The organism is Nocardia sp. NPDC003482 (assembly GCF_053588115.1).
The window spans coordinates 302,343-313,928 of the sequence record NZ_JBSFPI010000007.1; the positions used below are offsets into that span (position 1 = coordinate 302,343).

Annotated in this window: 12 protein-coding genes and 1 rRNA gene; 12 read left to right on the forward strand and 1 reads right to left on the reverse strand. The window is 68.5% G+C overall.

The window, feature by feature from the left end:
* Positions 1-62: 62 nt before the first annotated feature.
* The 7 genes from ACWDSJ_RS13785 to ACWDSJ_RS13815 all read left to right on the forward strand — a co-directional run bounded on the left by ACWDSJ_RS13785 (position 63) and on the right by ACWDSJ_RS13815 (position 6,167).
* A complete protein-coding gene (locus tag ACWDSJ_RS13785) occupies positions 63-206 on the forward strand; it encodes a hypothetical protein (protein WP_387369462.1) in 144 nt (47 codons plus the stop codon).
* A 31-nt stretch (positions 207-237) separates the two neighbouring features.
* Positions 238-1,911, forward strand: a complete 1,674-nt coding sequence (locus ACWDSJ_RS13790; protein ID WP_450031942.1) for an FAD-dependent oxidoreductase — start codon at positions 238-240, stop codon at positions 1,909-1,911.
* Positions 1,912-1,922: 11 nt separating this feature from the next.
* Positions 1,923-3,383 carry an ATP-binding protein gene (locus ACWDSJ_RS13795; protein WP_450031944.1) on the forward strand — a complete coding sequence of 487 codons (1,461 nt, stop codon included), beginning with the start codon at positions 1,923-1,925 and terminating at the stop codon, positions 3,381-3,383.
* Positions 3,383-3,736 carry a UBP-type zinc finger domain-containing protein gene (locus tag ACWDSJ_RS13800; protein ID WP_387369468.1) on the forward strand — a complete coding sequence of 118 codons (354 nt, stop codon included), beginning with the start codon at positions 3,383-3,385 and terminating at the stop codon, positions 3,734-3,736. The genes ACWDSJ_RS13795 and ACWDSJ_RS13800 overlap by 1 nt, the downstream gene beginning before the upstream one ends.
* 207 nt (positions 3,737-3,943) lie before the next feature.
* The gene (locus ACWDSJ_RS13805) at positions 3,944-4,900 is read left to right on the forward strand and encodes a helix-turn-helix domain-containing protein (RefSeq protein WP_450031946.1); all 957 of its coding nucleotides are present in this window, start codon (positions 3,944-3,946) and stop codon (positions 4,898-4,900) included.
* A 60-nt stretch (positions 4,901-4,960) separates the two neighbouring features.
* Positions 4,961-5,374, forward strand: a complete 414-nt coding sequence (locus ACWDSJ_RS13810) for a hypothetical protein (protein ID WP_450031975.1) — start codon at positions 4,961-4,963, stop codon at positions 5,372-5,374.
* 61 nt (positions 5,375-5,435) lie between these two features.
* Positions 5,436-6,167 (forward strand): Clp protease N-terminal domain-containing protein, encoded by a 732-nt coding sequence (locus ACWDSJ_RS13815; RefSeq protein ID WP_450031948.1) that lies wholly within the window; start codon positions 5,436-5,438, stop codon positions 6,165-6,167.
* Here ACWDSJ_RS13815 and ACWDSJ_RS13820 read toward each other — a convergent pair.
* Positions 6,164-6,931 (reverse strand): trans-aconitate 2-methyltransferase, encoded by a 768-nt coding sequence (locus ACWDSJ_RS13820; RefSeq protein ID WP_450031949.1) that lies wholly within the window; start codon positions 6,929-6,931, stop codon positions 6,164-6,166. The two genes, ACWDSJ_RS13815 and ACWDSJ_RS13820, sit on opposite strands and share 4 nt — an antisense overlap.
* A 94-nt stretch (positions 6,932-7,025) precedes the next feature.
* Here ACWDSJ_RS13820 and ACWDSJ_RS13825 point away from each other — a divergent pair, with 94 nt between their 5' ends.
* From ACWDSJ_RS13825 to ACWDSJ_RS13845, 5 genes are all read left to right on the forward strand, one after another.
* The gene (locus tag ACWDSJ_RS13825; RefSeq protein ID WP_387369478.1) at positions 7,026-7,316 is read left to right on the forward strand and encodes a hypothetical protein; all 291 of its coding nucleotides are present in this window, start codon (positions 7,026-7,028) and stop codon (positions 7,314-7,316) included.
* Positions 7,317-7,496: 180 nt separating this feature from the next.
* The gene (gene groL / locus ACWDSJ_RS13830; protein WP_387369480.1) at positions 7,497-9,122 is read left to right on the forward strand and encodes a chaperonin GroEL; all 1,626 of its coding nucleotides are present in this window, start codon (positions 7,497-7,499) and stop codon (positions 9,120-9,122) included.
* Between the two features lie 223 nt (positions 9,123-9,345).
* Positions 9,346-10,488 (forward strand): alpha/beta hydrolase family protein, encoded by a 1,143-nt coding sequence (locus ACWDSJ_RS13835; protein WP_450031951.1) that lies wholly within the window; start codon positions 9,346-9,348, stop codon positions 10,486-10,488.
* A gap of 93 nt (positions 10,489-10,581) precedes the next feature.
* Complete coding sequence (locus ACWDSJ_RS13840) at positions 10,582-11,013, forward strand: DUF4189 domain-containing protein (RefSeq protein ID WP_450031953.1); 432 nt, start codon at positions 10,582-10,584, stop codon at positions 11,011-11,013.
* Positions 11,014-11,509: 496 nt separating this feature from the next.
* Positions 11,510-11,586: ribosomal RNA gene (locus ACWDSJ_RS13845) — 16S ribosomal RNA — on the forward strand; the annotation flags it as partial.

The following is an 11,586-nucleotide window of genomic DNA, read 5'->3' on the forward strand; positions in this document are numbered from 1 at the left end:
TGTGAAAGCGGTGATAGATCAGGCAGGTTCGGCAACTGGAGTCCACTGCGAGGTGATCGATCGTGAATTTGCGCTCACTCCTCCCTCGGCGGCACGCGCACGACGTTCCGCGACTGCCGCTCATCGAGCGGAACGACCGCGACGAGCGGCTCGAACGCCTGCCGACCCCGGGCGAGCTCGAACTGCTGGAACGGCATCGACTGTGACGGCTCGGCGCGAACCGACCATACTTTCGATGTGAGTTCCCCAGCCCCCGCCAAACCGGCGATCCTGAGCGTCGACGACGATCCCGGCGTCTCCCGAGCGGTCGTGCGTGACCTCCGCCGCCGCTACGGCGCGGACTACCGCATCCTGCGGGCCGAATCGGGTCCCTCGGCGCTGGACGCCCTGCGCGAGATGAAACTGCGCGGCCAGCCGGTCGCGGTGCTGATCGCCGACTACCGCATGCCGGGCATGGACGGCATCGAATTCCTCGAACAGGCGATGGACCTGCACCCCTACGCGCGCCGGGTGCTGCTGACCGCCTACGCCGACACCAACGCGGCCATCGAGGCCATCAACGTGGTCGACCTCGACCACTACCTGCTCAAACCGTGGGATCCGCCGGAGGAGAAGCTGTATCCGGTGGTCGACGCGCTGCTCGAGGCGTGGCGCGGGGACGAGCACCGCCCGGTGCACGAGACCAAGGTGATCGGCCACCGCTGGTCGGCCCGCTGCTCGCAGGTCCGAGAGTTCTTGGCGCGCAACCAATTACCGTATCGCTGGTATCTCGCCGACGAGCCCGAGGGCGCGCGGCTGCTGGCGGCGGCCGGGGCGGCCGAGGATCAGTGCCCGGTCGTGATCGATCCGACGGGCCAGGCCCTGCTCTCCCCGACCGACAGCGAACTGGCCGGGAGCGTGGGCCTGAACACCGACCCCACCGGCGACTTCTACGACCTCATCGTGGTCGGCGGCGGCCCGGCCGGGCTGGGCGCGGCGGTCTACGGCGCGTCGGAGGGCCTGCGCACGGTGCTGGTGGAGCGGACCGCGACCGGTGGGCAGGCCGGGCAGAGTTCGCGCATCGAGAACTACCTCGGCTTCCCCGACGGACTGTCCGGGGCGCAGCTGGCCGACCGGGCGCGGCGGCAGGCGATCAAGTTCGGCGCCGAGCTGATCACCGCGCGCGAGGTGGTCGGGCTCGAGGTGTGCGGATCGGCGCGGCTGGTGCGCTTCGACGACGGCAGCGCGGTCTCGGCCCATTCGGTGCTGATCGCGACCGGCGTGAACTATCGCCACCATCCGGCACCGGGCGTGGACGAGTTCACCGGCCGCGGCGTCTACTACGGCTCGGCGATGACCGAGGCGGCCGACTGCGCGGGCCGCGAGGTCTACATCGTCGGCGGCGCGAACTCGGCCGGGCAGGCGGCGGTGTTCCTCTCGCGCAACGCGAAGGCCGTACACATTCTGGTGCGGTCGGATTCGCTGGAGAACTCCATGTCGCACTACCTGGTCCGGCAGATCGAGGAGATCCCCAACATCCGGGTGCACACCTGCACCGAGGTGACGGCCGCCGACGGCGACGACCACCTCGAACGGATCGTGCTCCGCAACAATGCCACCGGCGTGGAAGAAAAGGTGGACGCCGAGCGTTTGTTCCTGTTCATCGGGGCCGCCCCGGAGACGGAGTGGCTGGACGGACTGGTCGAGCGCGACGAGGCGGGTTACGTGCTCGCCGGGCCCGACCTCATGGTCGACCGCAGCCGCCCGGCGGGCTGGGAACTGCCGCGGCCCCCGCATCATCTGGAGACGAGCGTGCCGGGCGTCTTCGTGGCCGGCGACGTGCGCTCGGAGTCGGCGAAACGGGTCGCGTCCGCCGTGGGCGAGGGCGCGATGGCCGTCATGCTCGTCCACCGATACCTCGCCAAGCAGTAGGAGGTGTGCCGATGGGCACCCGATTGGTCTGTGACCCCGACGAATTGCGCACGCTGTTCCTGTTCGAGAAGCTCGACGACGAACAGCTCGCCTGGCTGTGCCGCGACGGCCGCGTCGAGGAGTTCGAACCCGGCCTGGTCTACCGCGAGGGCGACCCGGCCACCTGCTTCTACGTCCTGCTCGACGGCGAGGTGGTGCTCACCAAGCGGTCCGGCGGCGAGGAGATCGAGCTGGTCCGCACCAGCCATCGCGGCTCCTACGCCGGGGCGTGGACGGCCTACATGGGCGATCGCGGGGACCAGAACTACACCGGCTCGTTCCACGTCACCCAGCCGTCGCGGTTCTTCGTCCTCGACGCGGGCACCTTCTCGCGCATGATGCAGGAATGGTTCCCGATGGCCCTGCATCTGCTGGAGGGCATCTTCTTCGGCAACCGCAACGCCAACGAGATCATCGGCCAGCGCGAGCGGCTGCTGGCGCTGGGCTCGCTGTCGGCGGGCCTGACCCACGAACTCAACAATCCGGCCGCGGCCGCCGTGCGGGCCACCTCGTCGTTGCGCGATCGGGTCGCCGGAATGCGGCACAAGCTGAAGATGATCGCGCACGGCAAATTCGATCCGGCCTCGCTCGAATCGCTGGTCCAGCTCCAGGAGGAGGCGGCCACCCAGGTCGCCAAGGCCCCGGACCTGACCCCGCTCGAGGCCGCCGACCGCGAGGACGAGCTCGGCGAGTGGCTGTCCGGGCACGGCATCGCCAACGGCTGGGACATCGCGCCGACCTTCGTGCAGGCGGGTTTCGACATCGACTGGCTGGAGAAGGTCGCGGCCACGCTGGAGGGCGCGGAGACTTCGGTGTTCGAGGGCGCGATCCGCTGGCTCAACTACACGGTCGAGACCGAGCTGCTGATGAACGAGATCACCGACTCGACCGCGCGCATCTCGAAACTGGTGAATGCAGCCAAGCAGTACTCGCAGATGGACCGGGCCCCCTTCCAGGTGGTCGACATCCACGAACTGCTCGGCTCCACGCTGGTGATGCTGGCCCGCAAGATCGGCGACGGCATCACGGTGGTCAAGGAGTTCGACCGCACACTGCCCCCGGTGCCGTGCTACGCGGCCGAGCTGAACCAGGTGTGGACCAACCTGATCGACAACGCGGTCGCCGCGATGGACGGCCACGGCACCCTCACCGTCCGCACCTACCGCGAGAACGACTGCGTCGCGGTGGAGATCTGCGACACCGGGCCCGGCGTCCCGGAAGATCTGCGGCACCGCATCTTCGAGCCGTTCTTCACCACCAAGCCGGTCGGCGAGGGCACCGGCCTGGGCCTGGACATCTCGTTCCGGATCGTGGCCAACAAGCACGGCGGCGACATCCGGGTGGAATCGGTACCGGGCGACACCAGGTTCATCGTCCGGCTGCCCCTGAAAAACGAAGCGGCGCAAGCGGTTACCGATACCGGAGGTGAGTAATGTCCGAAGCGATCGAGGGCATCGATCCGGCCGTCCCGCCGAGCGGGCCCGGCTGTGTGGAATGCGAAGCGGCACAAGGCTGGTGGGTGCATCTGCGGCGCTGCGCGCAGTGCGGGCACGTGGGCTGCTGCGACAGCTCGCCCGCCCAGCACGCCTCCCGGCACTTCGCCGCGACCGGGCACCCGTTCATCCAGAGCTACGAGCCGGGTGAGGACTGGTTCTGGGACTTCCGTCGCGAGGAGACCCTCACCGGCGGCCCGGAACTCGCTCCGCCGCACCATCATCCGCGTGAGCAGTCGGTGCCGGGACCGCGCGAGCGGGTACCGGCGGATTGGCGCGAGCACATCCACTGAGACCGCCCGGGTCTGCTGCACGAACGTGGTGTCGTCGAACGTGCAGCAGACTGTCAGTACCGGAACATCTGCCAGGATCGTTCCCGGTTCTTGGACCATACGGCCCGACGGTGACCCACAATGGGCTGTGCGTGCACGTCTGTGGACCGTCCGTGCACCGCGACCGCCAGCGAACCTCGAGTACGGGTGTTTCCACCGGAGGGTGCGATGACCGTTGTTCTCGATACCGACACGCTCGACCCCGGGGACCGGGTGGACGCCCTGGTCACGCTCACCGAGGAGAGTTCCGCACCCTCGCACGTCCGGTTCGACAATCCCGAATCGGTGCGCGGGCGGTACGAGATCTGGCAACTCGGGGACGCCACCGTCTATCGCTCGCAGCTGCGCGACATGCACATCGTGCGGACGGCCCGGCAGGTCAAGGACTCTCCGGCCGCGGTCCTGACCCTGATCCTGCAACAGGGGGGCCGCGGCTTCTACGAACAGCACGGCAATCCGAGCGTGGGCGATCCCGGCCGGTTCGTGGTCGTGGACCTCAACAACCCTTACCAGATTCATTGGGGCGGTGACTGTCGCGCGCTGGCGTTGCAGGTTCCGGTGGAACCGCTGTGCCTGCCGTCGGACACATTGCGCCGGGCACTGCTGTGCGTGCCGTCCTCGCCGCTGCATTCGGTGGTCGCCGATTACCTTGCGGCCCTGGTGGATTCGCTGGACGACATGCCCGTGGGCCCCGCGCAGGCCGCCCTCGGCGACGCCTGTACGGAAATGGTGCGGGCCCTGCTGCTGTCCGCGATCGGATCCGAACCGGACGGGGCGTCGCTGCCCGACACGGTCCTGCTCACCCGGATCCGCCGCTATGTCCTCGAGCATCTCTCCGATGCCGAGCTGAGTCCCGAGCGCATCGCCCGCGCCCAGCACATCTCGGTGCGGCATCTCTACAAGCTGTGCAGCCGAAGCGGATTCAGCCTCGAGCAGTGGATCATCGGTAAGCGGTTGGAACGCGCCCGCGCCGAATTGGCCCGGCTCGACATCGGACACCGCTCGATCGCCACGGTCGGGCGGATCTGCGGCTTCCGCGATCCCTCGCATTTCGCCCGGCGCTTCCGCGCCGCGTACGGCCTGTCACCCAGCGAATGGCGGCGATCCGCGCTCACCGAGCCCTGAGGTACTCTGCGACGCGCGCCGGACACGCCGGGCGCTCGAGACCATGGGGAATCGACGGTGATGAAACGACTTTCGGCGACCGCCGCCGTTGTGGCCGCGCTGGCCCTGCCGCTGAGCGCCTGCGGCGGCAACGACTCGTCCGGTCACGACGGCCACGACCATCAGCACGGGACCACCACGGCCGCCGCGCCGACCTCCGCCGCGCCCACCACCACGTTCACGGTGATCGAGCCGCCGAGCGAGGCGCCGAAGGACAGCGCCCAGGGCCTCGGCTCGCAGACGACCTGCGCGCAGTTCAAGACCCTCGACGCCGAATCGGAGAAGGCCGTGATCGATCAGGTCCTCGCCGACAACCCGGGTTCCAAACTGGACGGCAACCCCAGCCTCGCCCTCGGCACCGCGAAGCTGGTGTGTTTGGCGTCGAGTCAGGCCGACAAGCCGGTCGCCGTCGCCATCGGGGTCGCCACGCGGTAGGGCTCGACTCGCCGTCAACTTCTCGTTGACGCAGCCCTGTTCGTCAACTTAGAGTTGACGCATGACGCAGAACATCCGCCTCGACGATCTGATCGATGGCATCAAGAAGGCCCGTCCCGACAATGTGCTCGAGCAGCTGTCCGACGCCGTGGTCGTCGCCGGACATCTGGGTGATGTGGCCGATCACCTGATCGGCCACTTCGTCGACCAGGCCCGCCGCTCCGGCGCGTCCTGGACCGATATCGGCAGCAGCATGGGCGTCAGCAAGCAGGCCGCGCAGAAACGCTTCGTGCCCAAGGCCGATGCGGCCATGGACCCCAGCGCCGGATTCGCGCGCTTCACCACCCGCGCCCGCAAGGTGGTGGTCCTCTCCCAGGAGGAGGCCCGCGACCGGCAGCACGCCGAAATCCATCCCGAACACCTGATCCTCGGCCTGATCGCCGACCCGGAATCCCTCGCCGCGCACGCGATCGTCGCCCACGGGGTGGGCCTGGACGCGGTGCGCCGCGTCGCCACCGCGGCCCTGCCGCCCGCCAGCACCGAGAAGCTGCCCGCGCTCATTCCCTACAGCGCGCAGTCCCGCAAGGCCCTCGAACTCACCTTCCGCGAGGCACTTCGCTTGGGGCACAACTACATCGGGACCGAACACATCCTGCTGGCCCTGCTCGAACTGGAGAACGGCACCGGCCCGCTGTCCGGTCTGGGCCTGGTGCGCGACACTCTCGAACGGGACATCGCCGCGCAATTGCGGTCGCTCGTCGCCGATCAGTCGCCCGCCGGATCGGCGGACTAGTCGGCGGTTCGGGCGACCGCGAACACCCGGCGGAACGGCAGCCAGGTCGTCCCGTCGGGCTGTTGCGGGTAGGCGGCCCGCAGCATGGCACCCAGCTCCCCGGTGAACCGCTCCCACTCGGTGTCGTCGAGCACGGCCCGCACCGGACGCAGCGCGGTGCCCGAAACCCATTTCAGCACCGGGTCGGGACCGGTCAGGCGCTGCAAATACGTTGTCTCCCAAGCGTCTACGGCACATCCCGCGGCGGCGAGCACGCTCGCGTACCCCTCCGGATCCAGCACATTGCGCGCCTGGGTCACCCCGGTCGGTTCGAGCCGTTCCCGCCAGGCGTCCGCGCCCGCCAGCTCCCGGATGCACCGGTGCGACGCCGCGTCGAAGTTGCCCGGCACCTGGATCGCCAGCCAGGCGCCCGCGGGCAACGCCCGCGCCCACTCGGTGAGCAGCGCGGTATGTCCGGTCACCCATTGCAGGACCGCGTTGCAGACCACGACGTCGGTATCCGGTTCGGGCCGCCAGTCGCGCACGTCCAGCAATTCCGCGGTGATCCCGCGCGCCCGGGCGGCGGCCACCATCTGCGGCGAGGAGTCCGACGCCTCCACCACCGCGTCCGGCCAGCGCTCACGCAGCGCCACGGTGAGGTGGCCGGGGCCGCAGCCCAGGTCCGCGACACGCCGAGGGTGCTCGGCGCGTACCCGGGCGAGCAACTCGAAGAAGGGGCGGGAACGGTGGTCGTCGAAGGCCAGATACTGCTGGGGATCCCACATCGGAGGCTCCAAAGGGTCGCATTCACCAAACCGTACGTACGTACTGTATTGCCCGGATGCGAGATTGCAAGCGTTGTCCGGATACGATGTCGCTATGGCGGATGATCGCGATTCCGACCTAATAGCAGGGGAATTACGCTCCGACCTGCTGCGGGCGCTCACATATGTCCAGACCGAGACCGGTCCGGACGGTAGCTACATCGTCAACGGCGACCTCCCGCCCGAGGTGGCGCCGCCCTTCATCCGTGCCATCATGCGCATCGAGGCCGAGCTGCTGCTCAACGACGCCGAGCAGGTCACCATCGACCGCGGCGAACCGCGCTCGCCGGAGGAACGCCGCACCGACGCGTTTCTGGCACTCGCCCTGCGCGTCACCGATACGTGAGATCCTGGACCAACCTTGCACTCGGTACACGCGAGTGCTAAAAAGGGAGCTGGCACTCTCGACCTGTGAGTGCCAGGTCGGGATGGTGAGAGCGGGATCCACGACACCCTGCTCGTCCGTCGCGGGCACCGAACCTGGCCAGATCGTGTCAAATCCCCTGATCTGGAGGATCTCAACGCAATGGCCAAGACGATTGCGTACGACGAAGAGGCCCGCCGCGGCCTCGAGCGGGGCCTGAACAGCCTCGCCGACGCTGTCAAGGTGACGCTGGGCCCGAAGGGGCGCAACGTCGTTCTGGAGAAGAAGTGGGGCGCGCCCACGATCACCAACGATGGCGTGTCCATCGCCAAGGAGATCGAGCTCGAGGACCCCTACGAGAAGATCGGCGCCGAGCTGGTCAAGGAAGTCGCCAAGAAGACCGACGACGTCGCGGGCGACGGCACCACCACCGCGACCGTGCTCGCCCAGGCGCTGGTGCGCGAGGGCCTGCGCAACGTGGCCGCGGGCGCGAACCCGCTGGGCCTGAAGCGCGGCATCGAGAAGGCCGTCGAGGCCGTCACCGCGCGCCTGCTCGACTCGGCCAAGGAGGTCGAGACCAAGGAGCAGATCGCCGCCACCGCCGCGATCTCCGCGGGCGACCCGTCCATCGGTGAGCTGATCGCCGAGGCCATGGACAAGGTCGGCAAGGAAGGCGTCATCACCGTCGAGGAGAGCAACACCTTCGGCCTCCAGCTGGAGCTGACCGAGGGCATGCGCTTCGACAAGGGCTACATCTCGGGTTACTTCGTCACCGACCCGGAGCGTCAGGAAGCGGTCCTCGAGGATCCGTACATCCTGCTGGTCGGCTCGAAGATCTCGACCGTCAAGGATCTGCTGCCGCTGCTGGAGAAAGTCATCCAGGCCGGTAAGCCGCTGCTGATCATCGCCGAGGACGTCGAGGGCGAGGCCCTGTCGACCCTGGTGGTCAACAAGATTCGCGGCACCTTCAAGTCCGTCGCCGTCAAGGCCCCGGGCTTCGGCGACCGCCGCAAGGCGCAGCTGGCCGACATCGCCATCCTCACCGGCGGCGAGGTCATCAGCGAGGAGCTGGGCCTGTCGCTGGAGACCGCCACCGTGGACCTGCTGGGCCAGGCCCGCAAGGTGGTCGTCACCAAGGACGAGACCACGATCGTCGACGGCGCGGGCGATGCCGACGCCATCCAGGGTCGCGTGGCGCAGATCCGCACCGAGATCGAGAACTCGGATTCGGACTACGACCGCGAGAAGCTGCAGGAGCGCCTGGCCAAGCTGGCCGGCGGTGTCGCGGTCATCAAGGCCGGCGCCGCCACCGAGGTGGAGCTCAAGGAGCGCAAGCACCGCATCGAGGACGCGGTGCGCAACGCCAAGGCCGCCGTCGAGGAGGGCATCGTCCCCGGTGGCGGTGTGGCCCTGCTGCAGGCCGGCCCCGCGCTCGAGGATCTGAAGCTCGAGGGTGACGAGGCCACCGGCGCGAACATCGTCAAGGTCGCGCTGGCCGCCCCGCTGAAGCAGATCGCCTTCAACGCGGGCCTGGAGCCCGGCGTGGTGGCCGAGAAGGTCGCGGGCCTGCCCGCCGGCCAGGGCCTCAACGCCGACTCGGGCGTCTACGAGGACCTGCTGGCCGCCGGCGTCGCCGACCCGGTCAAGGTCACCCGTTCCGCTCTGCAGAACGCGGCGTCCATCGCGGCCCTGTTCCTCACCACCGAGGCCGTCGTCGCCGACAAGCCGGAGAAGACCGCCGCTCCCGCGGGCGATCCCACCGGCGGCATGGGCGGCATGGACTTCTGAGTCCTGCCACCCGGCAACCCTTTTCGACCCGGAGGCCGGTCCACTCGTTCGAGTGGACCGGCCTCCGGTGTTTACCTCCCCGAAATGATTGGGCGAGAACACATCTGGACAACGCGTACGCGGTCGGAGATGATCATCCGTCGGCCTCGATCCCGGTGGGCCGTCGACAGGGGAGATGAATCGTGCCGAACACGTTCGCGCGCTTGGTTTTCGGAGCCGCCCGATGATCGCGCGCCGAGTCGCGGCGGTGAGTGTGCTCGCGGCGCTCGCGATCGGCGGCGGGCACATCGAACCCGCGTTCGCCGACAGCGCGCTGCTGTGCGGCGCGGACGCGCTGGCGTGCCGCCTACCGGCGACGCGGGCCACGCCGTTGGCCGACCCGGTCGGTCCGCACGCGGTAGGACGGGTCGATGTCGAGGTGGGGGACGAGAGCCGAGCGCTGATGGTGTCGGTCTGGTATCCAGCGGCCGGCGGTTCCGGAGCGGACGACACGCCCGCGGCCTACGTCCCGGCGACCACCTCGGACGTGCAGCTGCGGGTCGTGACCCGAGCGGCCGACTGGCTGCACACGCCCACGGCGGTCGCGGCCATGCTGGGCGCCCGCTCCGCCGCGATCGAGGCCGCCGCCGTGGACAGCGGCGCGAATCGCCTTCCGGTCGTGCTCATTTCGCCGGGCCTCGGCGCACCGCGGTGGATCATGTCGGGGCTCGCCGCGGATCTGGCCTCCCGTGGGTACGCCGCGATCGTCATGGACCACACGGGGGAGTCTCCCGCCGTGGCCTTCCCCGACGGCCGGGTGGTGACGGGCACCGCCCCCGATATCGACAACGACGACTACATGGCGGCCGAACTCGACACCCGCGTCGCGGACGCGCGGTTGGTCCTGGATCGCCTCGCCACGCTGCCTGTCGTCGGAGACCATCTCGACCTCGGGCGGGTGGCGATGGCCGGACACTCCTACGGCGGCTACACCACCCTCGCAACCATGGTGGCGGACAACCGAATTCGCGCCGGTGTGGTGTTGGACGGCTCGGCGGGCTGGCACGACGGTTCGACGGTCGAGCAGGCGGGGGTTGATCGGCCCGTCGAGGTCGTCGCCTACGGCGATATGGTCCACGCCTCCTGGATCGGCTTCCGCGCTCGCACCACCGGCCCGTTCCGCCTGGCGACCGTGCGCGGGGGCGGCCACTACTCACCCACGGACCTGTGCGCCTTCGGCGGCCAGTCCGACCTGTGCGGCACGCTCCCCGCGCCCCGGGCCGCCCAGATCACGTGCGCGCTGGTAGCGGAGTTCCTCGCGGGCGCCCTGCTCGGTCAGTCGGTTCCGAGCGGGCAGTGGCCGGAGGTGGCCTGGCGCACCGGGTGAGCCCGAGATGCCTTGGGGGGTGGACATTTTCGGCCGTGTCCTGCATGATTGCCGGTTGGCCTCAATCGGGGGCCATCGTTAGGGGTTTTCACGATGTTTTCGATGGGCAGGATTGCCCTGGGAGTGGTCGCGTGCGCGGGTGCTCTCGTTTCCGTCGCCGCGCCGGCTCAGGCGGAGCGGGGACCGGACGGTCACCTGTACGGCGCCATGGCGTTGTCGGGGGCGATGGAGGACGGCTGGAGTATCGGCACCGCCTTCAATTACCCGGATCAGGCCAGTGCGGACGCGGACGCGCGGGACGAGTGCGCGAAGGAGGGCGCGCCGCGCTGTGTGGTCGTGGTGCGGGCGGTCGACGGCTGCGCCGCCATTTCCCGGCGCGACGATATTCACGCCGTGGGAACGGGCGCGACCCGAGCGGAGGCCGAGCGGAACGCGATCGCGGCGCTCGGACCGGGCCACCCGCCGTCGCTGAGTTCCGAGGGATCGGGGCCCGCCGTGATCAGCCATTCGGACTGTAACGGCTGATCCGAATCCGAAGCCGGTTCGCCCGCGGGCGGACCGGCTTTCGCCATTCTCGGCCATGATCGCGATTGGGCGTGTGACCAGGCGATTTGACATCGAAAGTGGTTGGCACGTAACTTATTCCAGGTCAGAGCGACACGGACACCGACCCGGGCCGAAAGGCCGGGGACACGAGGATGTACGATAGGCGCCTGACGATCACACTGGCTCGACCGAGACCCCGATTTGGATCGGAGTCCAGGGCTGAGCTAAGCTGGAAAAGTTGCCTCACGATCGAGCGGGTGAAGAGCCTGGGAGATTGTGTGTGCGTGTGTTCTTTGAGAACTCAATAGTGTGTCGATGAATGTCAGTGCCAAATATTTTTGGTTCTGTTCCTCATACCCCCGTGTGAGGGACAGGCATTTTTGTCAGCTAATTTCCGGCTGGCGTTTTTAGTTAGGTTTTCGGACTCTGGTTCGAGTTACTTCCGATTGCGCCCTTGGGGCGTGGTTGAGAGTCTTCAACGGAGAGTTTGATCCTGGCTCAGGACGAACGCTGGCGGCGTGCTTAACACATGCAAGTCGAGCGGTAAGGCCC